The sequence below is a fragment of the Pseudomonas sp. BF-B-30 genome (genome assembly GCF_019956305.1).
Classification (GTDB): Bacteria; Pseudomonadota; Gammaproteobacteria; order Pseudomonadales; family Pseudomonadaceae; genus Aquipseudomonas; species Aquipseudomonas jessenii.
The window spans coordinates 424,697-448,230 of record NZ_JAHBDG010000011.1; the positions used below are offsets into that span (position 1 = coordinate 424,697).

The following is a 23,534-nucleotide window of genomic DNA, read 5'->3' on the forward strand; positions in this document are numbered from 1 at the left end:
GAGCGCCCGCCAGAAAACTGATACCTGTCAGTTAACACCGGAACCTGTGGGAGCGAGCTTGCTCGCGATAGCAGACTGTCAGCCACCTCAGGTGTGACTGCCTGATCCGTCATCGCGAGCAAGCTCGCTCCCACAATGGGTTGCGGTGTTTATGCCGCAGCCGGTATGCCGCTATGGAAGCGAAATTCCACATCCGGGGATTCGATCAGTTCCTGCTCGGCGGCACGGACCCTGTCGATCACCTGGGCGATGTCCTTGGCGTCCCCATATTGGTAGGCCAGCTTCAGGTAACCCTGGAAATGCCTGGCCTCGCTCTTGAGCAGACCGAAATAGAACTTGCCCAGTTCTTCGTCCAGGTGCGGCACCAGCGCTTCGAAACGCTCGCAACTGCGGGCTTCGATGAAGGCGCCGACCACCAGGGTGTCCACCAGTTTCACCGGCTCGTGACTGCGCACCACCTTGCGCAGCCCCGACGCATAGCGCCCGGCGGACAGCTGGCGCAGTTCGATCTTGCGCCGTTTCATCAGGCGCATGACCTGTTCGTGGTGCACCAGTTCTTCCCGGGCCAGACGCGACATCATGTTGATCAGATCGACGTGGGAGTGATACTTGGCGATCAGGCTCAACGCGGTGCTGGCGGCCTTGAATTCGCAGTTCTTGTGGTCGATCAGCAGGGTTTCCTGATCGGCCAGCGCGGCCTGGATCCAGCCGTCGGGGGTGCGGCAGCCAAGGAACTCGTGAATTTCGGGAAGGATCATGGGGCTCACGGAAAAATAGGTTCAAAACGAAGGGCGCCGATTATACCGGCCTGTCCGCAGACCACCAGTCGCCGACCGTTGATATGCATCAAGTCCCCAAATCGCCGACAGCAACTATAGTTGTGCAACGCCGTGCTTTTTCATTTTCAGGAGATCCCGCTCATGCAAGCCATTCGCAGCATTCTGGTGGTCATCGAACCCGAGCACTCGGAAAGCCTGGCGCTCAAACGGGCGAAGTTGATCGCCGGTGTGACCCAGGCGCAGTTGCATCTGCTGGTGTGCGACCCCAAGCATGATCACAGTGGCATGTTGGGTGTGCTCAAGGCCGCTTTGACGGAGGACGGCTACAGCGTCACCACCGAGCAGGCCTGGAACGACAGCCAACACCAAACCATCGTCGATGTGCAGCAAGCCGAAGGTTGCGGCCTGGTGGTCAAGCAGCACTTCCCCGACAGCCCATTGAAAAAAGCCCTGCTGACCCCGCAGGACTGGAAGCTGTTGCGGTCCTGCCCGACTCCGGTGCTGCTGGTGAAAACCGCCGATTCATGGAAAGACAAAGTGATCCTGGCAGCCATCGACGTCGGTAACACCGACCAGGAGCATCGCCACCTGCACAACACCATCATCGATCATGGCTATGACATCGCAACCCTGGCCAAGGCCCGCCTGCACGTGATCAGCGCCCACCCGTCGCCGATGCTGTCGGCGGCCGACCCGACGTTTCAACTGAGCGAAACCATCCAGGCGCGCTATCGCGAACAGTGCAAGGCGTTCCAGGCGGAATTCGACATCGACGATGACCACCTGCACATCGAGGAAGGCCCGGCGGATGTGCTGATTCCGTTCATGGTGCACAAACTGCAGGCAGCGGTGACAGTGATCGGCACCGTAGCGCGCAGCGGGTTGTCAGGGGCGTTGATCGGCAATACGGCGGAAGTGGTGCTCGATGCGGTAGAGAGCGATGTGCTGGTGCTCAAGCCGATGGAAGTGGCGGATCATCTCGAGGAGATTGCGGACAAGCATTGAGATTTGTGGTGATTGAAAGGCCGTCTTCGCGAGCAAGCCCGCTCCCACACTGGATCTTCAGCAGACACAAACTTTGTGTACGACCGAGGATAAATGTGGGAGCGGGCTTGCTCGCGAAGCTTTTAAAGTTCAGCCGCCAAAGGCGTCTTGCAGGAACCCCGGCGCAATATAGCGCTGGTAATGGGCTTCGGAGAGCAGGAAAAATTCCCGATCAATGGCGTCGCGCAATTCCGGCAGGTTCCACTCGCGAAACTCCGGCAGCAGCACCATCCCGTAGGCTTCCAGGTTGTTGATCACCCGCGCACCGCGCGCGATCAACTGGTAGGCCCAGCAATATTCCGACTGATGGGGCACGAAGCGGATCTTGCGCTGCTCCAGCTGCATTCGGAGCAGCGCCGGATCGAAAATTTCCACCTTGGCGGCCATCACCTGTGACAGCAACTGCTCAAGACGCAGCCATACCGCGCGCTTTTCTTCCTCGTTGTAACCGTTCCAGTGGATCACTTCGTGGTGGAAACGCTTGCAGCCACGGCACACCAGGTCACCGTAAACAGTGGAGCAGAGGCCGACGCAGGGAGTCTTGATGGTCTGATTGGGCATAGATAGGCAAAACGCGAAAAAGCAGAACAGGCCGGCATGTTAGCCCTTTGTCGGCCATTGATCACCCCTCAAAGTTCAGGGCCTGTGGAGAATCGGGCTCTGGTGACCGCCACCACCAAAGTCCAATAAACACTGACTTACCTTTAATTTTTTTTTGCCGTAGAATCAGCCTGCCTTTTTAGGCGCCAATGTCCGTTAGAAGCTGTTTTCAAAGCGTCACGAGCACAGTCGTTCCTTCAGAGCGGTGTTGGCGAGGGGTTTTTCCAGCGGGGAAAAGCCCAACGCCAACCCTCATCAGCTCCCGTTCTGCAGGCGTAAAACTTTGAAAGCAGCTTCTGTAAGGAATTGTCGGTAATTCTGGCTAAGTGGCTCACAACGCCATGCAGCGCATGAGTACGGCAATTTCGGGATGAGCGTCCCGGACACCCATTTGGGACCACTGATGAGGGTAATAACTGTGCTTGAAGCCTACCGCAAACATATCGAAGAGCGCGCAGCACTGGGTATCGTTCCCCAGCCGCTAAACGCCGAACAAACTGCAGGCCTGGTCGAGCTGCTGAAAAATCCCCCGGCTGGCGAAGAAGCATTCCTCGTTGACCTGATCACCAATCGCGTTCCGCCTGGAGTGGACGAAGCAGCCTATGTAAAGGCCGGCTTCCTGTCCGCCATCGCCAAAGGCGAAGCCAAATCCCCCCTGATCGACAAGAAGCGCGCTGTTGAACTGCTCGGCACCATGCAGGGCGGCTACAACATCGTGACGCTGGTTAACCTGCTGGACGACGCCGAACTGGCGCCAGTAGCGGCCGAAGAACTCAAGCACACCCTGCTGATGTTCGACGCCTTCCACGACGTCGCTGAAAAAGCCAAGAACGGTAACGTTCACGCCCAAGGCGTGCTGCAATCCTGGGCTGACGGCGAGTGGTTCGTGAAGCGCCCGACCCTGGCCGACAAGATCAGCCTGCGCGTGTTCAAGGTCACCGGCGAAACCAACACCGACGACCTGTCCCCTGCTCCTGATGCCTGGTCCCGTCCAGACATCCCGCTGCACGCCCTGGCCATGCTGAAAATGGCTCGCGACGGCATCGTGCCTGACGCACAAGGCGTCACCGGTCCGATGAAGCAGATCGAAGAAATGCGCAACGCCGGTTTCCCTATCGCCTACGTCGGTGACGTGGTCGGTACCGGTTCTTCGCGTAAATCGGCCACCAACTCCGTACTGTGGTTCTTCGGCGACGACGTTCCTTATGTACCGAACAAGCGTGCCGGCGGTTTCTGCTTCGGCAGCAAGATCGCTCCGATCTTCTACAACACCATGGAAGATGCCGGCGCACTGCCAATCGAATTCGACGTATCCAACATGCACATGGGCGACGTGATCGACCTGTACCCGCATGCTGGCAAAGTCTGCAAGCACGGCACCGACGAAGTCCTGACCACCTTCGAAATGAAGACTCCGGTGCTGTTGGACGAAGTTCGCGCTGGCGGCCGTATTCCGCTGATCATCGGCCGTGGCCTGACCGAGAAGGCTCGCGCCGAGCTGGGTCTGCCACCTTCGAACCTGTTCAAGAAGCCTGAAGCACCGGCTGAAAGCACCAAGGGTTTCACCCTGGCGCAGAAAATGGTCGGCAAGGCTTGCGGCGTGACCGGCGTTCGTCCGGGCACCTACTGCGAACCGAAGATGACCACCGTGGGTTCCCAGGACACCACCGGTCCAATGACCCGTGACGAACTCAAAGACCTGGCGTGCCTGGGCTTCTCGACCGATCTGGTGATGCAGTCCTTCTGCCACACCGCGGCTTACCCTAAGCCGATCGACGTGACCACCCACCACACCCTGCCTGACTTCATCATGACCCGCGGCGGCGTTTCCCTGCGTCCGGGCGACGGCATCATCCACTCGTGGCTGAACCGCATGCTGCTGCCAGACACCGTCGGTACCGGTGGTGACTCCCACACCCGTTTCCCGATCGGCATCTCGTTCCCGGCCGGTTCCGGCCTGGTTGCGTTCGCCGCAGCCACCGGCGTCATGCCGCTGGACATGCCTGAGTCGATCCTGGTTCGCTTCAAAGGCGAACTGCAGCCAGGCGTCACCCTGCGTGACCTGGTTCACGCCATTCCTTACTACGCGATCCAGGCTGGCCTGCTGACCGTAGAGAAGAAAGGCAAGAAGAATGCCTTCTCCGGTCGCATCCTGGAGATCGAAGGTCTGCCTAAACTGACCGTAGAGCAAGCGTTCGAACTGTCTGACGCCTCGGCTGAACGCTCGGCTGCCGGTTGCACCATCCAGCTGTCCAAAGAGTCGATTGCCGAATACCTGCAGTCCAACATCACCCTGCTGCGCTGGATGATCGGCGAAGGCTACGGCGATGCACGTACTCTGGAACGTCGCGCCCAAGCAATGGAAGCCTGGCTGGCCAACCCTGAGTTGCTGGAAGCGGACAAAGACGCCGAATACGCCGAAGTCATCGAGATCGACCTGGCCGACATCAAGGAGCCTGTACTGTGCGCTCCGAACGACCCGGACGACGCTCGCCTGCTCTCCAGCGTTGCTGGCGAGAAGATCGACGAAGTGTTCATCGGTTCCTGCATGACCAACATCGGTCACTTCCGCGCCGCCGGCAAGTTGCTGGAGCAGGTCAAGGGTCAGCTGCCAACCCGTCTGTGGCTGTCGCCGCCGACCAAGATGGACGCTCACCAGCTGACCGAAGAAGGCTACTACGGCATCTACGGCAAGGCTGGCGCTCGCATGGAAATGCCAGGCTGCTCGCTGTGCATGGGTAACCAGGCACGTGTAGAGCCGAACTCGACTGTAGTGTCGACTTCGACCCGTAACTTCCCGAACCGTCTGGGTGACGGCGCGAACGTCTACCTGGCTTCGGCCGAGCTGGCGTCCGTGGCTTCCATCCTGGGTCGCCTGCCGACCGTCGAGGAGTACATGGAATACGCTGGCAAGATCGACAGCATGGCGGCCGATGTCTACCGCTACCTGTCCTTCGACCAGATCGCCGAGTTCCGTGAAGCTGCTGCAAACGCCAACATCCCGGTCGTTCAAGCCTAACGTTGCAACGCAATGAAAAACGCCGCCCATCGTGAGATGAGCGGCGTTTTTTTATGGCTGTTTTTTGTGTGTATATCCGTTTCTGGAGTAATGGCTGCTATTTGTTCCGCGAGCCGACCTGGCTCTGACTGAGGTCCCCGAACCTCTGTAGGAGCGAGCCTGCTCGCGATGGTCGTCAACGATAACGCAGGCTGTCTGAATCCCCGCGGTGTCCCGGCGTTTTTCGCGAGCAGGCTCGCTCCTACAGCCGACCGCGGCAGACCGAATACCCCCGAGCCCCCCAAAAAAAACGGCCAACCCGAAAACCGGATCAGCCGTCATTCACTCATCAAATCAAACAGCAATCACGCACTCAGCGAATAGACCAACGCCGAAATCGCCACCAGGCCCACCGCCGTCACGAAGACATTGGACGCCTGACCGCGATAGCGTGCCATCGCCGGCACCTTGCGGATGGCGTACATCGGCATCAGGAACAGGATCGCCGCGATCACCGGGCCACCGAGGGTTTCGATCATGCCGAGGATGCTCGGGTTCAGCGTAGCGACGATCCAGCACACCACCAGCATGAACGCGGCGGTCATACGGTCCAGGGCCTTGGCGGACGGACGCTTGCCGCTCTTGACGATCAGCCCCTTGAGGCCTTCGCTGGCGCCGATGTAGTGCCCCAGGAACGACTTGGAAATGGCCACGAAGGCAATCAACGGCGCCGCGAAGGCAATGGTCGGATTGCTGAAGTGGTTGGCCAGGTACGACAGGATCGACAGGTTCTGCGCCTTGGCTTCAGCCAGTTGCGCTGGCGACAGGGTCAGCACGCAACTGAAGACGAAGAACAGCACCATCACTACCATCAACAGATGGGCACGGGACAGGATCTGCGAGCTGCGTTCCTCGGCGTGTTCGCCATAACGACGCTTCTGGTCGACCGCAAACGCCGAGATGATCGGCGAGTGGTTGAACGAGAACACCATCACCGGAATCGCCAGCCACAAGGTGTGCAGCAGCGCCGACGGCGCAGGCACTTGGCTCGCGGTGGCGAGAATGCCGCCGTTCCAGTGCGGAATCAGATACACCGCCAGAAACAGCAGTGCCACGATGAACGGGTAAACCATCAGGCTCATGGCCTTGACGATCATTTGCTCGCCGCAGCGCACCACGGCCAGCAGGCCAAGGATCAGCACCAGCGACAACACGCCGCGCGGTGGCGGCGTGATGTGCAATTGATGCTCAAGGAAACTGCCCACGGTGTTGGTCAGTGCCACGCTGTAGATCAGCAGGATCGGGAAGATCGCGAAGAAGTACAACAGCGTGATCAGCGCGCCGGCCTTGATGCCGAAATGTTCTTCCACCACTTCAGTGATGTCGGCGCCTTCGCGACCGGACAACACGAAACGGGTCAGCCCGCGGTGTGCGTAGAACGTCATCGGAAACGCCAGCAACGCCAGGATCAGCAGCGGCCAGAAACCACCCAGGCCTGCGTTGATCGGCAAAAACAGGGTTCCGGCACCAATCGCCGTGCCAAACAGCCCCAGCATCCAGGTGGTGTCCTGGCGATTCCAGCTCGTAAGCGTCGCGGGTGTCGCGTCTACATAGCGTTCGTTAACGCTATTGGCCTGATCATTCATCCGGTGGGATCTCCACATTCCGGTCACTTGCCACCCGGCCAGGACGCGTCGGAATACCCGACAGGCGGCGCCCGGCCGAAACAGGGGCGCGATTCTGGAGGATTAGTGAGCAGAAGCAAAGACTTAGGTGAGGAACGGTGGTACCAGGTAGACAAAAAACAGACCTGTGGGAGCGAGCCTGCTCGCGATAGCGGTGTGTCAGCCGGAGAATATGCCGGATGTGCCGCAGCCTTCGCGAGCAGGCTCACTCCCACAAGGATCTGCGGCGTGTCTGCGTTTCATCGCCAAACAGCATTCCGCACTTGATAAAGGTTATTCGTCATGTATTTTTAACCGACCTGCATTCCTTCTGGAGTCTGCCCATGCCACTGGTTCGCGTCGACATCCAAAAACACCGGGACCCCACCCACGCCAAACGCATCGGGCAACTGATCTATGCCGCCATGCGCCAGACCATTGGTGTACCTGAACACGACAACTTCCAGATCCTGGCCGAACACGACGAGCAGCATTTCATCTTTGATCCCGAGTATCTGGGCATCAACCGCACCGATAACCTGGTCGTCATCCAGATCACCCTCAACGAAGGGCGAACCCTGGAGCAGAAAAAAAACCTCTACAAAACCATCGCCGAAAGCCTTAACACAGAGCTGGCGGTGCGCCTGGAGGACGTTTTCATCAATCTGGTGGAAGTGAAAAAAGAGAACTGGTCGTTCGGCAACGGGATTGCCCAATACGCCCTCTGATAGTCCACCTGCAAACCGAGAATGACCCATGCCCCGAGTTTCCCGCAAACAAGCCGACCTCAACCGCGAGACCATCGTCGATGCCGCCACCCGGCTGTTTCGTGAACGCGGCTTGCACGGGATCAGTGTGGTCGATGTGATGGCCGCCGCGGGCCTGACCCACGGTGGCTTCTACGGGCACTTCGAATCCAGGGAAGCCCTGGCGCAAGAGGCCAGCGGCCGGGCTTTCGAGCAGGCCGCGCAACGCTGGTCAGGACGGGTGGCCGAGCATGACAGCAAGGACGCCGCCCGCCGTGCCGTGGTCGAAACCTACCTGTCCAACGAAAGCCGGGACAATCCGGGCGACAGCTGCCCGGTGGTGGCCTTTGCCGGGGACATGTGCCATGAGGCCGCCGAGAGCGGACTGCGCCAAACCTATCTACAGGGCCTGAACAACCTGCTCGATTCCCTTGGCTCGCTGCTGGACGCAGAGGACGAAGCCGGTAAACGGCAGCAGGCGCTGGTGCAGTATTCGCTGATGTTCGGTGCGCTGATGCTGTCCCGGGCCACCCGAGGCGACCCGCTATCGGATGAAATTCTCGAAGCTGCCCGGGCCGTCCTCACGCCCTCGAAGTGAAGCGACCGCACCCACGCAATAAAAAGATCGCAGGCATTACCAGCTCCTACACTCAGCGCAGTGTCAACAATGGCGCAGGAGCTGCCACGGACTGCGATCGCTGGTGGTTGCCAAGCCGCCCTGAAATCAGCAATCTCAAGTGACGTTCGAGCCGATTTTTCGATGCCCACAGGGAGCCAAGCATGCCTGTAACCGTTCTGGTACTGGTTGAAACCATCAATGAGTACCTGCCTATCCTCGAACATCAGGGCTTTCACCTGATCCTGGCCCCGACGCCCGCCGAGCGCGCCGAAGCCATTGCCCGGCACGCCGGGCAGATCGACGCCGTCCTCACCCGTGGCCCGTTGGGGCTGTATGCCGATGAAATCGCCGCCCTGCCCAACCTCAAGATCATCTGCGTGATTGGCGCCGGGTATGAACACGTCGACCTGCAGGCCGCAGCGAACCGGGGCATCACCGTCACCAATGGCGCCGGGGTCAACGCCTCGTCCGTCGCCGACCATGCGATGGCGCTGTTGCTGGCGCTGGTGCGCGACATACCCCGCTGTGATGCCTCGGTACGGTGCGGCGAGTGGCCGAAGATCATGCGTCCTTCCCTCGCTGGCAAACGCCTGGGCATCCTCGGCCTCGGCGCCGTCGGCATGGCCATCGCCAAACGCGCGGCCAATGGCTTCGACATGGCGGTGAGTTACCACAATCGCCAGCATCGCAGCGATGTGCCCTACACCTTCTGCTCCACCCCCACTGAACTGGCCCGTGCTTCAGACTTTTTGATCGTCGCGACCCCCGGTGGTCTCGGGACCAGACACCTGATCAACAAAGCGGTCCTTGATGCCCTGGGTCCCAACGGGTTCATCGTCAACATCGCCCGCGCCAGCGTGATCGTCACCACCGACCTGATCAGCGCCCTTGAACAACGCCGGATCGCTGGCGCCGCACTCGACGTGTTCGACGCCGAACCGAAGGTGCCGGATGCACTCAAGACCCTGAGCAACGTGATCCTCACCCCCCATGTCGCCGGGCTGTCCCCGGAAGCCACCCAGGGCACCGTCGAAATGGTGGGCAAAAACCTCGTGGCGTTTTTCTCCGGCCAACCGGTGCTCACGCCAATCGAACTGCCGTCGGCCGAGAGCCGGCTCGCCCAGTGATGGCGATTCAAACAGCTGTATCAAAAACAATGATTGGCCGGCAACACGCTCACCTATAAGAGCCGTTCGCGGTTGTAGGTGTGCAGTGTGCGCATTAGATTAGCCAATAGTTTCAGGCCTCCAGAATAAGCAGAAGGGATAAGCATGGCGCTTAACGACCAGTCCACCCGTATCCGCACCGGCGAAGAGCTCGATGCCGGCCTGATCGATCCGTACCTCAAGGCCCATATTCCAGGGCTCAGCGGCTTGCCACGGATCAGCCAGTTTCCGGGCGGCGCTTCAAACCTCACTTACTTGCTGGAATACCCCCAACAGGAATTCGTCCTGCGTCGCCCGCCCTTCGGACACAAGGCCAAGTCGGCCCACGACATGGGCCGTGAATTTCGCATCCTCAATCAACTGCGCGACGGTTTTCCGTACTGCCCGAAAGCCTACGTGCACTGCACCGACGAATCGGTGATCGGTGCCGAGTTCTATGTCATGGAACGGGTCAACGGCATCATCCTGCGCTCGGACCTGCCGCCGGAGCTGGGCCTGGATTCGGCGAAAACCGAAGCCTTGTGCAAGAGTTTCATCGACAAGTTCGTGGAACTGCATCGCGTCGACTACAACGCCTACGGCCTGGGTGACCTGGGTAAACCCGAAGGCTACGTGGCGCGACAAATCAAAGGCTGGAGCGATCGCTACGAAAAGGCCCTGACCCCCGATGCGCCACAATGGGAAGCGGTCAAGGCCTGGCTCAACGACAAGATGCCGGCCGACCATCCGACCTCCAGCATCGTGCACAACGACTACCGCTTCGACAATGTGATCCTCGACCCGAACAACCCGATGCAGATCATCGGCGTGCTCGACTGGGAACTGACCACCCTGGGCGATCCGCTGATGGACCTGGGCAACACCCTCGCCTACTGGATCGAAGCCGATGATCCGGCGCCGGTGCAGATGATGCGCCGCCAACCGAGCCACGCGCCGGGCATGCTCACCCGCCGCGAGTTCGTCGATTACTACGCCGAACGCTCGGGCATACGCATCGACAATTTCGACTTCTACTACACCTACGGCCTGTTCCGCCTGGCCGGCATCGTGCAGCAGATCTACTACCGCTTCTACCATGGCCAGACCCAGGACAAACGCTTCGCGCAGTTCATTCACATGAACAAGCTGCTGGAGCAGATGAGCTTGCAGGTCATTTCGAAATCCAGCCTCTGACCGTATGCGATCCCTGTAGGAGCAAACCTGCTCGCGAAGATCGTGAACGATAACGCGCACTGACTGGCCTCAACTGAACAGCATTAGCCGCAACACGGCATTTGACTCGATAACAAGACTTTTCATAAGGGAATCCCATGTCCAAGACTCAGTTGTTCGACCTCGACGGCAAGATCGCTTTCGTCTCCGGCGCCAGCCGTGGCATCGGTGAAGCCATCGCCAAACTACTGGCCCAGCAAGGCGCCCACGTGATCGTGTCGAGCCGCAAGCTTGAAGGCTGCCAGCACGTCGCCGACGCCATCATCGCCGCCGGCGGCAAGGCCACCGCCATTGCCTGCCACATCGGCGAGATGGAACAGATCAGCCAGGTCTTCGCCGGCATCAAGGAACAGTTCGGGCGCCTGGACATCCTGGTCAACAACGCCGCGACTAACCCGCAGTTCTGCAACGTGCTGGACACCGACCTCAGCGCCTTCCAGAAAACCGTCGACGTAAACATCCGCGGCTACTTCTTCATGTCGGTCGAAGCCGGCAAGCTGATGCGCGAAAACGGCGGCGGCAGCATCATCAACGTGGCGTCGATCAACGGTGTTTCACCGGGTATCTTCCAGGGCATCTACTCGGTGACCAAAGCGGCGGTGATCAACATGACCAAAGTCTTCGCCAAGGAATGTGCGCAATTCGGGATTCGCTGCAATGCCTTGCTGCCGGGTCTGACCGACACCAAGTTCGCCTCGGCACTGGTGAAAAACGAAGCCATCCTGAACACTGCTTTGCAACAGATCCCGCTCAAGCGCGTGGCTGACCCAAGCGAAATGGCCGGCGCAGTGTTGTACCTGGCCAGCGATGCTTCCAGCTACACCACCGGCATTTCGCTGAATGTGGATGGCGGCTTCCTGTCCTGATCGTCTGAACAGCACAAATCCCTGTGGGAGCGAGCTTGCTCGCGATGGCGTTATCAGGTTCAACATCGATGATGACCGATACCCCGCTATCGCGAGCAGGCTCGCTCCCACAGAGTGAAACCCGGATTTACTGCGTGACGCAACGAGTCGTGGTGGTGACTCGGGTCACCTGCCCGTCTTCAGCCCGTACATCGCCCAGGACATCGGTTTTATCCATGGCCTGGCAGGTGCGTTCAGGAGGGGGTGGAGTGACCGCTGGAGGGGGTGGCGGACTGGCACAGCCGCCGAGGATCGCCACGCAGAATGCCAGCGACAAGGGTGAGATAACGCGTTTCCCAAGAGTTTTCATAGGTTGACCCGCGATAAGTGATAGACACATTTTTGTGACAACAAAACCGGCGCGGAAAGTCCATGCACCTGTCAAAAAAATAAATATCTGCGAATCACTTACAGCCCAATCCGTGGCCAGCACCCGTAAAAGCTGACAGTTCTTACATCACCGAATCAGGGCGCTGCAAGGAATTGCTGTCCAGTTCGTAACGCAGTTCTTCGATCAATGCGGTGACCGATAGTGCGTTTGTAGCTTAACCCTGCCCCTTCGACCGGGATTCACCAGAGAACAGTCCCCCGCTCCCGCGCCCAGACAATCGCCTCGCTGCGGCTGTGCACATTGAGCTTGGAGTACACCGTCGCCACATGGTTGCGCACTGTGTTCGGTGCCAGTTTCAGGCGCGCGGCGATGTCCTTGTCGGCCAGGCCTTCGCAGATCAGACCCAGTACATCGCGCTCACGGGCGGTTAGTTGCCCAGTGCTGGCCCGGTCGGTGACATCGTCCATGATCAAGACCAGCGATTCCGGTTTGCCACGGCCGTCAACCAATACCAGGCTGCGCACGCGATGGACCCAGGTGTACGCTTCGTTCCCCGCCGATGTCACCTCCACCAGCACATCGCTGAACGTCTCGCCACGGGCCACCCGACTGATCGGGTAGCTGTCGGCCGGTACGAGGTGATTGTTGCGATAACGCAGGGCGAAGCGTTTGACATAGGCCTTGGCGTTGCTGCCCAGGTCGCTGATCTGCGAGGCACCGTGCATGGCCAGCGCCGCCTCGTTGGCCCACAGGATGCTCTGGTCGGGATCGAGCAGAATCACCCCGTCGGACAAGCCGGCGATGATTTGCTGCAACTGGCGACGATTGGCCTCCGAGGTCAGGACGTGCTGGCTCATTTCGACTCCACAAGTATGGTGCCCCTGTGAAGAATACGACCGCCGGAGTTTTGGTTAGTGCAACGAACCTTGGGGGAGCGGGCTTGCTCGCGAAAACGGTAGAGTTGGTCAGCGAAAAGCCTGGAGGGCCGGTGGTCCTTTGACTATTGCACGTTAAAGGACGCGTCAAGCCCCACCAACTTGTCCGGATTACGCATGATGAAAACCCGATTCACCCGCCCGGCTTCATCGAAAGCAAACGTCATCGACGCGGTGATAACACCGTCGGCCTTGATGATGACGCCTCGGGCACCATTGATTTCAACGGGCAGCCATTCACAGGTTTGCCAATAGGCGTGCAACGACTGGCCAATGAAATCCAGCACGCTTTCGATGCCAAACAACGTTTCACGGATCGCCGAAGCCTTGCCGCCGCTGTCGGCGCAGAGTTCGACGTCTTCGCTCAGCATCATGCTCAAGTTCGCCGTGGAACCACTGGTGATGGCGTTATGGAAGGCACTGAGCAACTGGTTTTGGCGCACAGGTTCCGGTTGATAGCGGGTCTGGGCACTGCCAAGACTCGCCTTGGCCCGAGACACCAGTTTGCGGCAAGCGGCTTCCTGCACCCCGACCGCATCGGCAACCTGCGGGTAATCCATGTCGAAGATTTCGTACAGCAGGTACGCGGCACGCTCCTTGGGTGTCAGCCGCTCCAGCAACAACACGAACGCGGTGGACAGCGACGAAGCCAGTTCATGCATGTGCTCGGGTGAATCCTGATGCGCCGTGTGGATCGGCTCCGGCAGCCAGGTACCGATGTAATCTACCCGGGACTTGTGCGCCGACCGTAGCAGGTCAATGCAATGGCGGGTGCACGCGGTGGTAAGCCAGGCGGCCGGCGTGGCGATGGAGGCCCGGTCGGCCTCCAGCCACTTGATGAACAACTCTTGCACCGCATCCTCGGCTTCGACGCGCGAACCGAGAATGCGATAGGCCAGACCGAGCAAAAAGGGCCGGCGCTGCTCGAACACAGTGGCGGCGTTTTCAGCGCAGTTCATCAATCAGTGCCTCGACACCTGCAAGCGGTTCCACAGGTTGATCATGCCGATCTCGGCCGTCAAGGCGCCAATCTGTTCGTCATTGAAATACGCCCTCAGTTCACCGCGCAGGCTGGCGTAATCGGTTTTTTCATCCAGTACCGTCAAGGCTTCGGTCCACGCCAGCGCGGCGCGCTCCGCAGGGCTGAAATCACTGACGTGACGCCAGATGATCAGGCGATCCAGACGCTCGTTGGTTTCATTGGCTTCCCGGGCTTCGCGGGTGTGCATTTTCACGCAAAAACCGCATTGGTTGATCTGCGAGGCGCGCAGGTGGATCAAGTGCTTGAGGCCTGGATTGAGATCATGCTGATCGAGCGCGACATGAACCTGGGTCAGGCTTTCGAAAACCTGTGGGATCGATTGCAGCAGGTTGACCGCTTGGGTGTTGGACGACATCGGGTTGCTCCACTGATTGAGGGATTCAACAGGATGACGATTGAGGGTTGGGGTTTGTGACGTGCGCTGATTCATTCAGCGCACGTCACTCGGTTCAAGCAGCCAACTCTCCCTTCGCAATCGCCGCCGAAGCCGCCAGCATTGCCCGCAACAGCACCGCACACCCGGCCGCCAGGTCTTCCGGCGCGGCATTTTCGATTTCGTTGTGGCTGATGCCGCCTTCGCACGGCACGAAGATCATCCCGGCCGGGCCGAGTTCGGCGAGGAAGATTGCGTCATGGCCCGCGCCGCTGACAATGTCCATATGCGACAGGCCCAGGCTTTGGGCGGCGCCGCGTACCGCTTCGACGCAGCCCTTGTCGAAGTACAGCGGTGGGAAGTCGGCCGTTGGCGTGAGTTCGAAGGTCAGGCCGTGTTCGTCGCAGGTGGTTTCGATGACTTCACGCACTTCGGCAATCATCGAGTCCAGGCGCGCCGGTTCCAGGTGCCGGAAGTCCAGGGTCATGCGCACTTCGCCGGGGATGACGTTGCGCGAGCCGGGATAGGCTTGCAGGCAACCGACGGTGCCGCAGGCATGGGGTTGATGGCTGAGGGCGGCGCGGTTGAGCGCTCCGACGATCACCGCGGCGCCGACCAGGGCGTCCTTGCGCAGGTGCATCGGAGTCGGGCCGGCGTGGGCTTCGACGCCGCGCAGCTTGAGGTCAAACCATTTCTGCCCGAGGGCGCCCATGACCACGCCTATGGTCTTGCGTTCGTCTTCCAGTATCGGGCCTTGCTCGATGTGAGCTTCAAAGTAGGCGCCGACTTTGTGGCCGCTGACTTTGCGCGGCCCGGCGTAACCAATGGCATTCAGTGCCTGCCCCACCGTCACGCCCTCGGCATCGACCTTGGCCAGGGTTTCCTCAAGGGTGAATTTTTCCGCGAACACGCCGGAACCCATCATGCACGGGGCGAAACGCGAGCCTTCTTCGTTGGTCCAGACCACCACTTCCAGCGGCGCTTCGGTTTCGATATTGAGGTCGTTGAGGGTACGCAGCACTTCGACGCCCGCCAGCACACCGAAGCAGCCATCGAACTTGCCGCCGGTGGGCTGGGTGTCGATGTGGCTGCCGGTCATCACCGGTGGCAGGTCGGGATTGCGTCCGGAGCGACGGGCGAAGATGTTGCCGACGGCGTCGATGCTGACGGTGCAGCCGGCATCGATACACCATTTGACGAAGATGTCCCGGGCCTGGCGATCCAGATCGGTCAGGGCCAGGCGACACACGCCGCCCTTGACCGTGGCGCCGAGCCTGGCCAGTTCCATGAGCGATTGCCACAGGCGGTCGCTGTTGATGTGCTGATGGCTGGACTGCAGAACGTCTACGGCCGCGTTCATGATGATCTCCTCAGGCTGTTCTTATCGGTTTCTCTCAAGCATTTTTTGGTGTGTTTGAGGCCCTCTTCGCGAGCAAGCCCGCTCCCACCTTTGGAATGCATTCCCCCTGTGGGAGCGGGCTTGCTCGCGAAGAGGCCAGTCATCACACCGCAGATTTCGCGACAGACGGACTAGGCCGTATCACACTCAACCCGTAATAAATAACCCCACCCAGCGCCGAGCCGGTGAACCAGCCATAGCTGTAGAACCAGCTGAACGCATCGCTGCCCAGGGACAGCAGCGTCAGCACCACCGGCACACCAAACGCGATGAACCCGCTCCAGTTCCACGCCGGATACACGTCATCGCGGTACAGGCCGGCGAGGTCCAGTTGCTGCTTCTTGATCAGGAAATAGTCCACCACCATGATCCCGGCGATTGGCCCCAGCAGGCTGGAATAGCCGAGCAACCAGTTGGAATAGACCGTTTCCAGGCTGAGATCGGAAACGATCAGGCCGAGCTTTTTCAGCAGTTCATGGGCCATCAGCGCCAGTCCGACCAGCCCGGTGAGGATTACCGCTTTGGTCCGGTTGATCACCTTGGGTGCGATGTTCTGGAAATCGTTGGTCGGCGATACGATGTTGGCCGCGGTGTTGGTCGACAGCGTGGCGATGATGATCAGCGCCATGGCCAGCGCCACCCAGACCGGACTCTGGATATGGCCGATCAGGGTCACCGGGTCGGACACCGTCACCCCCACCAGCTTCACCGAGGCGGCGGTCATCACCACGCCCAGGGAGGCAAACAGGAACATGGTCAGCGGCAAGCCGATGATCTGCCCGACAATCTGGTCCTTCTGGCTTTTCGCGTAGCGGCTGAAGTCGGGGATGTTCAGCGACAGCGTGGCCCAGAACCCGACCATCGCGGTCAGCCCGGCCGCGAAGTAACTGGCCACGCCCGCACCTTCGGGGCGCTTGGCCGGGATCGCCAGCAACTCGGTCATCGACACGTTGGGCATGGCCCACACCAACAACCCAACCCCCACCAGCACCAACAGCGGTGCCGAAAGCGTTTCCAGCCATTTGATCGACTCGGCACCGCGAATCACCACCCACAGGTTCAGCGCCCAGAACACCATGAAGCCGATGACCTCGCCGGTGCCGCCCAGGGACTTCCAGCCCTCGAACACCGAGCCGAGGAACAGGTGAATCGCCAGGCCGCCGAACATGGTCTGGATGCCGAACCAGCCACACGCCACCAGGGCGCGGATCAGGCACGGAATGTTGGAGCCGAGCACGCCGAAGGACGAGCGCAGCAACACCGGAAAGGGAATACCGTACTTGGTGCCGGGAAAGGCGTTAAGCGTCAGGGGAATCAGCACGATGATGTTGGCAAACAGAATCGCCAGCAGCGCTTCACCGACGCTCAGGCCGAAGTACGCGGTCAGCACGCCACCAAGGGTGTAGGTCGGCACGCAGATCGCCATGCCTACCCACAGCGCGGTGATGTGCCATTTGTTCCAGGTGCGTTCGCGCACCTTGGTCGGTGCAATGTCGTGGTTGTAACGGGGACTGTCGAGGACATCGCTGCCGGCTTCAAGCTCGAACAAGCCGTCGCGCTCGGTCACTTGCGATCTGATCTGTTGCATGGCCGCTCCACTGTTCTTTGAATTATTTTTTGCTCATCGGGGGCTGGCGGCATCAATAAACGTGCCGGGTGCCCCGCTTACGCATCGGGCAGTTCCATAAACACTCTGTAAGCAACTGATGTTTATCAGTTTTATGCAGTCAACGATGCAGTCCTCAGTTGCATGTCATGCCACTCAGGCCGAATGCCAGACAAGTTGTCCTGACAGTCAGGACTCAATCTGGTGCGTTGATCTTTTTTCGATGGCTGCGCATCAACCATAGACCATACTCAAACAGCTGATTTCACATAAGAAATCTTGACTATTTTTCGATCCTGTCAAGTGCGTCAAAATGGTGAACGGCCTCACCATTTTGGTGATTTTTGTAATTAATCTTTAAATATCAATTAGTTAATACCTGCATAAGCTTATAAAAAATATTCTTGCCGATTCGGATAACTGCAGCTAGCGTTTAATCCTGACAGCACTGACAGGAATCAATCTGACCGGGCTGTTTTCATATAGAACATCTAGAACCGGCATAAACCGGTCATTGCCTGCGAGGAACTCGGAATGTCTCTGTTGATCCGTGGCGCCACCCTTATTACCCATGATGAAAGTTATCGCGCCGATGTGTATTGCGCAGACGGCGTGATCAAGGCCATCGGCGAAAATCTCGATGTACCTGCAGGCGCCGAAGTGCTCGACGGCAGCGGCCAATACCTGATGCCCGGCGGCATCGACCCGCACACCCACATGCAACTGCCCTTCATGGGCACCGTGGCCAGCGAAGACTTCTACAGCGGCACGGCGGCCGGACTGGCCGGCGGCACCACGTCGATCATCGACTTCGTGATTCCCAACCCGCAGCAATCCTTGCTCGAAGCCTTCCATCAGTGGCGCGGCTGGGCCGAGAAGTCGGCGTCGGACTATGGCTTTCACGTCGCCATCACCTGGTGGAGCGAACAGGTCCGCGAGGAAATGGCCGAACTGGTCAGCCAGCACGGCGTCAACAGCTTCAAGCATTTCATGGCCTACAAGAACGCGATCATGGCCGCCGATGACACCCTGGTGGCGAGTTTCGAACGCTGCCTGGAACTGGGCGCGGTGCCGACCGTTCACGCAGAAAACGGTGAACTGGTGTATCACCTGCAACGCAAGCTGATGGCCCAGGGCATCACCGGACCGGAAGCGCATCCGCTGTCGCGGCCTTCACAGGTTGAGGGCGAGGCCGCGAGCCGGGCGATCCGCATCGCCGAAACCCTGGGCACGCCACTGTACCTGGTTCACGTCTCGACCAAGGAAGCCCTGGACGAAATCACCTACGCCCGTGGCAAGGGCCAGCCGGTCTACGGCGAAGTACTGGCCGGGCACCTGCTGCTGGACGACAGCGTCTACCGCGATCCGGACTGGCAAACTGCTGCCGGTTATGTGATGAGCCCGCCGTTCCGCCCTCGTGGCCATCAGGAAGCGCTCTGGCATGGCCTGCAATCGGGCAACCTGCACACCACCGCCACTGACCATTGCTGTTTCTGCGCCGAGCAAAAAGCCGCTGGCCGCGACGACTTCAGCAAGATCCCCAACGGCACCGCCGGCATCGAAGACCGCATGGCGGTGTTGTGGGATGAAGGCGTGAACAGCGGACGCTTTTCGATGCAGCAATTCGTCGCGCTGACGTCCACCAACACGGCGAAGATCTTCAACCTCTACCCACGCAAAGGCGCGATTCGTGTGGGTGCCGATGCCGACCTGGTGCTGTGGGACCCGCAAGGCACGCGGACCATTTCCGCCAAGACCCACCATCAGCAGGTGGACTTCAACATCTTCGAAGGCAAGTCCGTGCGCGGCGTGCCCAGCCACACCATCAGCCAGGGCCGCGTGGTCTGGGCCGACGGCGACCTGCGGGCCGAACGCGGGGCCGGGCGCTACATCGAACGACCGGCGTATCCGGCGGTGTTTGATTTGCTGAGCAAGCGGGCCGAGTTGAATCAGCCGGTTGCTGTGAAACGCTGAAATCGAGGCCTACGGCCTTCGCGAGCAAGCCCGCTCCCACATTTGAAATGCATTCCCCTGTGGGAGCGAGCCGGCTCGCGAAGAGGCCGGTACAGACAACGAAAAACAATGCCCATTCAGAGGCAGCACCTCAAATAACCGTGAGGCCAAAACCGTGATCAAGACCCTGGACCACCTCCCGCATCCCGTTGAGAATGCGGCCGCCCTCGCCGGCCACTTCACCGATCTGGCGCCGCCGCTAAACGAGCGCCAGGCGCACCTGGAAGCCTCGCGCTGCCTGTATTGCTACGACGCGCCCTGCGTGAATGCCTGTCCGAGCGAGATCGACATTCCCTCGTTCATCCGCAACATTGCGCAGGACAACGTGCAAGGCGCCGCGCAGAAAATCCTCTCGGCCAACATCCTCGGCGGCAGTTGCGCCCGGGTGTGCCCGACGGAGATTCTTTGCCAGCAAGCCTGCGTGCGCAACAACACTCACGAATGCGCGCCGGTCATGATCGGCCTGTTGCAACGTTACGCGGTGGACAACGCCCACTTCAGCACACACCCCTTCCAGCGTGCTGCCAACACCGGCAAACGCATCGCCGTGGTGGGTGCCGGTCCGGCCGGTTTGTCCTGCGCCCACCGCAGTGCCATGCACGGGCATGACGTGGTGATTTTCGAGGCGCGGGAAAAGGCTGGCGGCCTCAACGAATACGGAATCGCCAAATACAAACTGGTGGATGACTACGCGCAAAAGGAGCTTGAGTTCCTGTTGGAGATTGGCGGCATCGAAATCCGCCACGGGCAGAAACTCGGGGAGAACCTGACCCTCAGTGAACTGCATCAACAGTTCGATGCGGTGTTCCTCGGCCTTGGGCTCAATGCCAGCAAACAGCTAGGGCTGGCCCACGAAGACGCGCCCGGCCTGCTCGCCGCCACCGACTACATCCGTGAACTGCGCCAGGCCGATGACCTGAGCCAACTGCCCCTGGCCGACCACTGCATTGTCCTCGGCGCAGGCAACACTGCCATCGACATGGCGGTGCAAATGGCCCGCCTCGGCGCTCACGATGTGAATCTGGTGTACCGCCGTGGCATCGAGGACATGGGGGCCACCCATCACGAACAGGAGATTGCCAAGGCCAATCAGGTGCGGCTGATGACCTGGGCTCAACCCGAAGAAGTGCTGCTCGATGACCATGGCCGCGTGCGCGGCATGCGTTTCGCCCGCACCCGTCTGGTGGAAGACCGCCTGCAAACCACCGGTGAAACCTTCGAACTGGCCGCCGACGCGATCTTCAAGGCCATCGGCCAGACCTTCGACGGCAGCGCCCTCAGCGATCCGCTGGCCCGAGAACTCAAGCGTCAGGGCGAGCGCATCGAAGTCGATGAACAACTGCGCACCAGCATCCCCGGCGTGTATGCCGGCGGCGACTGCACCAGCCTCGATCAAGACCTTACCGTGCAAGCCGTGCAGCATGGCAAGCGCGCCGCCGAGGCGATCAACGCTCAACTGATGCTCAACGTGGAGGCTGCGTAAATGGCCGATCTGTCGATTGTCTTCGCCGGCATCAAAGCACCCAATCCATTCTGGCTGGCCTCCGCGCCGCCGACCGACAAGGCCTACAACGTGGTCCGCGCCTTCGAGGCCGGCTGGGGCGGCGTGATCTGGAAAACCCTGGGTGAAGACCCGGCGGCGGTGAACGTGTCGTCGCGCTACTCGGCGCACTTCGGGGCTAACCGGGAGGTACTGGGCTTTAACAACATCGAGCTGATCACCGACCGCTCGCTGGAGATCAACCTGCGGGAAATCACCCAGGTCAAAAAGGACTGGCCGGACCGTGCGCTGATCGTGTCCTTGATGGTGCCCTGCGTCGAAGAATCCTGGAAACACATCCTGCCGCTGGTGGAAGCCACTGGCGCCGACGGCATCGAGCTGAACTTCGGTTGCCCCCACGGCATGCCGGAACGCGGCATGGGCGCGGCGGTCGGCCAGGTGCCGGAATACGTGGAACAGGTCACCCGCTGGTGCAAGACCTATTGCTCGCTGCCGGTGATCGTCAAGCTCACGCCGAACATCACCGACATCCGTGTCGCCGCCCGCGCCGCCCACCGAGGCGGTGCCGATGCGGTGTCGCTGATCAACACCATCAACTCGATCACCAGCGTTAACCTCGAACGCATGGTCGCCAATCCCATGGTCGGCAGCCAAAGCACCCACGGCGGTTACTGCGGCTCGGCCGTCAAGCCGATAGCCTTGAACATGGTCGCCGAAATCGCCCGCGACCCGCAGACCCAGGGCCTGCCGATCAGCGGGATCGGCGGCATTGGCAACTGGCGCGATGCGGCGGAATTCATCGCACTCGGCAGTGGCTCGGTGCAGGTTTGCACGGCGGCGATGCTGCATGGCTTCCGGATTGTCGAAGACATGAAGGACGGCTTGTCACGCTGGATGGACAGTCAGGGCTATGCCAGCATTTCGGAGTTTTCCGGCCGCGCGGTGGGCAACACCACGGACTGGAAGTACCTGGACATCAACTACCAGGTGATCGCGAAAATCGATCAGGAGGCTTGTATCGGCTGCGGTCGCTGCCATATCGCTTGTGAGGACACCTCGCACCAGGCCGTGGCCAGCCTCAAGCAAGCGGATGGCACTCACAAGTATCAAGTGATCGATGAGGAGTGTGTGGGCTGCAACCTGTGCCAGATCACCTGCCCTGTGCAGGACTGCATCGAGATGGTGCCGGTGGAGACCGGCAAGCCGTTCCTGGACTGGAATCATGATCCGAGGAATCCGTATCACGTCGGTCCTTGAAATCTGCGGCGTCTGAACCGGCGCCATCGCGAGCAAGCTCGCTCCCACAGTGGATTTGTGTCGTACATCAAACCTGATGTACACCAATGATCCCTGTGGGAGCGGGCTTGCTCGCGAAGAGGCCAGCCACTGCAACACAAATCTCAAGGCGTCAATCCAATCTCTTGCGACTGCACCAAACGCTGATATCCCCCTGATCATCGCCAAAACACCTCATTGCCTATCAGTTCTGCTAGTAGACGCTCCGCCAAAAAAGTCTGAGGCTGATTCGGTCAAATTGCCGAAGGGAATTCGTCCCATGAAAATACTGCGTCGCTATAAATACGATCCCCTGGACCGCCTGGCGGGATTGCAGGCGCAAGAGCAGGCATTCACACAACGCTTCTATCAAGAGAACGACCTGGTGACGGAACTGGGGGAAGAGGATCAGCAAACGATCCTTCGTCATGGGGAGCAACCCTTGGCGCAACGGCAGACCCTGGCCGGCGCCACTGACACCCTTCTATTGGCAACAGATCAGGCGTATTCGGTATTGCAAACCCTTTCAGCGACCCGTCGCGAGCGCATGGCTTACTCCGCGTACGGACACCGTCCGGCTGACAGTGGATTGAGCAGTTTGCTCGGGTTTAACGGTGAATGCCTTGACGGTATTACGGGTCATTATTTGCTGGGGCAAGGGAAGCGGGCTTTTAATCCGGTATTGATGCGATTTAACAGTCCGGATGAGTTGAGTCCTTTTGGTGATGGGGGAATTAATTCGTATGCGTATTGCGGGGGTGATCCAATCAATCTTTACGATCCCACCGGTAATAGCCCCGTTCAATTTTTTCGACCATGGATTTCCAAACCAAAACATTTTTTTCGACCATGGACGGATAAACCAAAAACACTTCAAGCCTCTTCCACTACAATTAAACGAGCTAATAAAACATCAATCAACCCAACTTCACGATCAACCGCCGCCACTGCATCCCAACCAGAAAATATTACCTCAACACTAATTTCTCAGGAGATGAATTTTGAGAAAACCTTACACAAAACCATAATAAAAACGAAAAGAAGCTCGACCCCTTCAAAGAGCACAGTTAACAACAGGAAACTTGTACAAGATGGATTGGAATATGACAGATACGTAATGAAAAACCAGGACTATCAACCAAAGACCACTAAAGCGCTACTGGAAAAATGGAATAAATACAAAGACCAAACATCAAATCAAAAAACGCTTCACCAGCAACGCTACATAGCAGAAAACAGCCTCAAACGCACAGAACTTCAAATCAAGCAGTACAACATCAGAAGAATCAAAGATAGCAATCCAAAATAGCATTCATAGATACCACA

General features: G+C 59.4%; 20 protein-coding genes and 1 pseudogene. 11 read left to right on the top strand and 10 right to left on the bottom strand.

Features of this window, described 5'->3' with window-relative positions; genetic code table 11:
- Window positions 1-149: 149 nt before the first annotated feature.
- Entirely contained in the window at window positions 150-758 is a 609-nt protein-coding gene (locus KGB29_RS08335) for a tRNA-(ms[2]io[6]A)-hydroxylase (RefSeq protein WP_090454987.1), read from the bottom strand.
- A 162-nt stretch (window positions 759-920) separates the two neighbouring features.
- Between KGB29_RS08335 and KGB29_RS08340 the strand changes: the two genes are divergently transcribed.
- Window positions 921-1,784, top strand: coding sequence for a universal stress protein (locus tag KGB29_RS08340; RefSeq protein ID WP_057715063.1), 864 nt, complete (start codon window positions 921-923; stop codon window positions 1,782-1,784).
- Window positions 1,785-1,913: 129 nt separating this feature from the next.
- Here KGB29_RS08340 and KGB29_RS08345 read toward each other — a convergent pair whose 3' ends face one another.
- Window positions 1,914-2,384 carry a DUF1289 domain-containing protein gene (locus tag KGB29_RS08345; RefSeq protein ID WP_057715064.1) on the bottom strand — a complete coding sequence of 157 codons (471 nt, stop codon included), beginning with the start codon at window positions 2,382-2,384 and terminating at the stop codon, window positions 1,914-1,916.
- Window positions 2,385-2,841: 457 nt separating this feature from the next.
- Between KGB29_RS08345 and acnB the strand changes: the two genes are divergently transcribed.
- A complete protein-coding gene (gene acnB, locus KGB29_RS08350; RefSeq protein WP_090454986.1) occupies window positions 2,842-5,442 on the top strand; it encodes a bifunctional aconitate hydratase 2/2-methylisocitrate dehydratase in 2,601 nt (866 codons plus the stop codon).
- Window positions 5,443-5,786: 344 nt separating this feature from the next.
- On the opposite strand, the gene KGB29_RS08355 is transcribed toward acnB, so the two are convergent.
- The gene (locus KGB29_RS08355) at window positions 5,787-7,067 is read right to left on the bottom strand and encodes a serine/threonine transporter (protein ID WP_150814649.1); all 1,281 of its coding nucleotides are present in this window, start codon (window positions 7,065-7,067) and stop codon (window positions 5,787-5,789) included.
- A 362-nt stretch (window positions 7,068-7,429) separates the two neighbouring features.
- Between KGB29_RS08355 and KGB29_RS08360 the strand changes: the two genes are divergently transcribed.
- From KGB29_RS08360 to KGB29_RS08380, 5 genes are all read left to right on the top strand, one after another.
- Entirely contained in the window at window positions 7,430-7,813 is a 384-nt protein-coding gene (locus KGB29_RS08360; RefSeq protein ID WP_150814650.1) for a tautomerase family protein, read from the top strand.
- A 28-nt stretch (window positions 7,814-7,841) separates the two neighbouring features.
- Entirely contained in the window at window positions 7,842-8,429 is a 588-nt protein-coding gene (locus KGB29_RS08365) for a TetR/AcrR family transcriptional regulator (RefSeq protein WP_150814651.1), read from the top strand.
- 182 nt (window positions 8,430-8,611) lie between these two features.
- The gene (locus KGB29_RS08370) at window positions 8,612-9,577 is read left to right on the top strand and encodes a 2-hydroxyacid dehydrogenase (RefSeq protein WP_150814652.1); all 966 of its coding nucleotides are present in this window, start codon (window positions 8,612-8,614) and stop codon (window positions 9,575-9,577) included.
- A 144-nt stretch (window positions 9,578-9,721) separates the two neighbouring features.
- On the top strand, window positions 9,722-10,789 hold the full coding sequence (locus tag KGB29_RS08375; RefSeq protein ID WP_150814653.1) for a phosphotransferase family protein: 1,068 nt from the start codon (window positions 9,722-9,724) through the stop codon (window positions 10,787-10,789).
- Between the two features lie 137 nt (window positions 10,790-10,926).
- Window positions 10,927-11,694: an SDR family oxidoreductase gene (locus tag KGB29_RS08380; RefSeq protein WP_150718376.1), complete on the top strand. Its 768-nt coding sequence runs from the start codon at window positions 10,927-10,929 to the stop codon at window positions 11,692-11,694.
- 127 nt (window positions 11,695-11,821) lie between these two features.
- On the opposite strand, the gene KGB29_RS08385 is transcribed toward KGB29_RS08380, so the two are convergent.
- The 7 genes and pseudogenes from KGB29_RS08385 to KGB29_RS08415 all read right to left on the bottom strand — a co-directional run bounded on the left by KGB29_RS08385 (window position 11,822) and on the right by KGB29_RS08415 (window position 17,401).
- Window positions 11,822-12,043, bottom strand: coding sequence for a hypothetical protein (locus tag KGB29_RS08385; RefSeq protein WP_139212678.1), 222 nt, complete (start codon window positions 12,041-12,043; stop codon window positions 11,822-11,824).
- Window positions 12,044-12,303: 260 nt separating this feature from the next.
- Window positions 12,304-12,471 (bottom strand): response regulator transcription factor, encoded by a 168-nt coding sequence (locus tag KGB29_RS08390; RefSeq protein ID WP_371318495.1) that lies wholly within the window; start codon window positions 12,469-12,471, stop codon window positions 12,304-12,306.
- A 24-nt stretch (window positions 12,472-12,495) separates the two neighbouring features.
- Window positions 12,496-12,921: pseudogene (locus KGB29_RS08395) on the bottom strand (PAS domain-containing protein); the annotation flags it as partial.
- Window positions 12,922-13,064: 143 nt separating this feature from the next.
- A complete protein-coding gene (sigJ, locus tag KGB29_RS08400) occupies window positions 13,065-13,958 on the bottom strand; it encodes an RNA polymerase sigma factor SigJ (RefSeq protein ID WP_150814656.1) in 894 nt (297 codons plus the stop codon).
- 3 nt (window positions 13,959-13,961) lie between these two features.
- Entirely contained in the window at window positions 13,962-14,396 is a 435-nt protein-coding gene (locus tag KGB29_RS08405; protein WP_150814657.1) for a carboxymuconolactone decarboxylase family protein, read from the bottom strand.
- A gap of 94 nt (window positions 14,397-14,490) precedes the next feature.
- Entirely contained in the window at window positions 14,491-15,774 is a 1,284-nt protein-coding gene (locus KGB29_RS08410; RefSeq protein ID WP_150814658.1) for a Zn-dependent hydrolase, read from the bottom strand.
- A 142-nt stretch (window positions 15,775-15,916) separates the two neighbouring features.
- Window positions 15,917-17,401: an NCS1 family nucleobase:cation symporter-1 gene (locus KGB29_RS08415; protein ID WP_150814659.1), complete on the bottom strand. Its 1,485-nt coding sequence runs from the start codon at window positions 17,399-17,401 to the stop codon at window positions 15,917-15,919.
- 552 nt (window positions 17,402-17,953) lie between these two features.
- Between KGB29_RS08415 and hydA the strand changes: the two genes are divergently transcribed.
- The 4 genes from hydA to KGB29_RS08435 all read left to right on the top strand — a co-directional run bounded on the left by hydA (window position 17,954) and on the right by KGB29_RS08435 (window position 23,517).
- On the top strand, window positions 17,954-19,393 hold the full coding sequence (gene hydA, locus KGB29_RS08420) for a dihydropyrimidinase (protein ID WP_150814660.1): 1,440 nt from the start codon (window positions 17,954-17,956) through the stop codon (window positions 19,391-19,393).
- Window positions 19,394-19,547: 154 nt separating this feature from the next.
- On the top strand, window positions 19,548-20,915 hold the full coding sequence (locus KGB29_RS08425; RefSeq protein ID WP_150814661.1) for an NAD(P)-dependent oxidoreductase: 1,368 nt from the start codon (window positions 19,548-19,550) through the stop codon (window positions 20,913-20,915).
- Window positions 20,916-22,190: an NAD-dependent dihydropyrimidine dehydrogenase subunit PreA gene (preA, locus tag KGB29_RS08430; protein ID WP_150814662.1), complete on the top strand. Its 1,275-nt coding sequence runs from the start codon at window positions 20,916-20,918 to the stop codon at window positions 22,188-22,190.
- A gap of 298 nt (window positions 22,191-22,488) precedes the next feature.
- A complete protein-coding gene (locus KGB29_RS08435) occupies window positions 22,489-23,517 on the top strand; it encodes an RHS repeat-associated core domain-containing protein (protein WP_150814663.1) in 1,029 nt (342 codons plus the stop codon).
- Window positions 23,518-23,534 lie beyond the last annotated feature (17 nt).

Excerpts from the sequence above, each read along its gene's own strand:
- KGB29_RS08435 (WP_150814663.1), top strand. The coding sequence starts at position 22,489 with ATGAAAATACTGCGTCGCTATAAATACGATCCCCTGGACCGCCTGGCG.
- KGB29_RS08335 (WP_090454987.1), bottom strand. The coding sequence starts at position 758 with ATGATCCTTCCCGAAATTCACGAGTTCCTTGGCTGCCGCACCCCCGAC.
- KGB29_RS08340 (WP_057715063.1), top strand. The coding sequence starts at position 921 with ATGCAAGCCATTCGCAGCATTCTGGTGGTCATCGAACCCGAGCACTCG.
- hydA (WP_150814660.1), top strand. The coding sequence starts at position 17,954 with ATGTCTCTGTTGATCCGTGGCGCCACCCTTATTACCCATGATGAAAGT.
- KGB29_RS08370 (WP_150814652.1), top strand. The coding sequence starts at position 8,612 with ATGCCTGTAACCGTTCTGGTACTGGTTGAAACCATCAATGAGTACCTG.
- KGB29_RS08355 (WP_150814649.1), bottom strand. The coding sequence starts at position 7,067 with ATGAATGATCAGGCCAATAGCGTTAACGAACGCTATGTAGACGCGACA.
- KGB29_RS08375 (WP_150814653.1), top strand. The coding sequence starts at position 9,722 with ATGGCGCTTAACGACCAGTCCACCCGTATCCGCACCGGCGAAGAGCTC.
- preA (WP_150814662.1), top strand. The coding sequence starts at position 20,916 with ATGGCCGATCTGTCGATTGTCTTCGCCGGCATCAAAGCACCCAATCCA.
- KGB29_RS08410 (WP_150814658.1), bottom strand. The coding sequence starts at position 15,774 with ATGAACGCGGCCGTAGACGTTCTGCAGTCCAGCCATCAGCACATCAAC.
- KGB29_RS08405 (WP_150814657.1), bottom strand. The coding sequence starts at position 14,396 with ATGTCGTCCAACACCCAAGCGGTCAACCTGCTGCAATCGATCCCACAG.
- KGB29_RS08360 (WP_150814650.1), top strand. The coding sequence starts at position 7,430 with ATGCCACTGGTTCGCGTCGACATCCAAAAACACCGGGACCCCACCCAC.
- KGB29_RS08415 (WP_150814659.1), bottom strand. The coding sequence starts at position 17,401 with ATGCAACAGATCAGATCGCAAGTGACCGAGCGCGACGGCTTGTTCGAG.
- sigJ (WP_150814656.1), bottom strand. The coding sequence starts at position 13,958 with ATGAACTGCGCTGAAAACGCCGCCACTGTGTTCGAGCAGCGCCGGCCC.
- KGB29_RS08385 (WP_139212678.1), bottom strand. The coding sequence starts at position 12,043 with ATGAAAACTCTTGGGAAACGCGTTATCTCACCCTTGTCGCTGGCATTC.
- KGB29_RS08345 (WP_057715064.1), bottom strand. The coding sequence starts at position 2,384 with ATGCCCAATCAGACCATCAAGACTCCCTGCGTCGGCCTCTGCTCCACT.
- KGB29_RS08365 (WP_150814651.1), top strand. The coding sequence starts at position 7,842 with ATGCCCCGAGTTTCCCGCAAACAAGCCGACCTCAACCGCGAGACCATC.
- KGB29_RS08380 (WP_150718376.1), top strand. The coding sequence starts at position 10,927 with ATGTCCAAGACTCAGTTGTTCGACCTCGACGGCAAGATCGCTTTCGTC.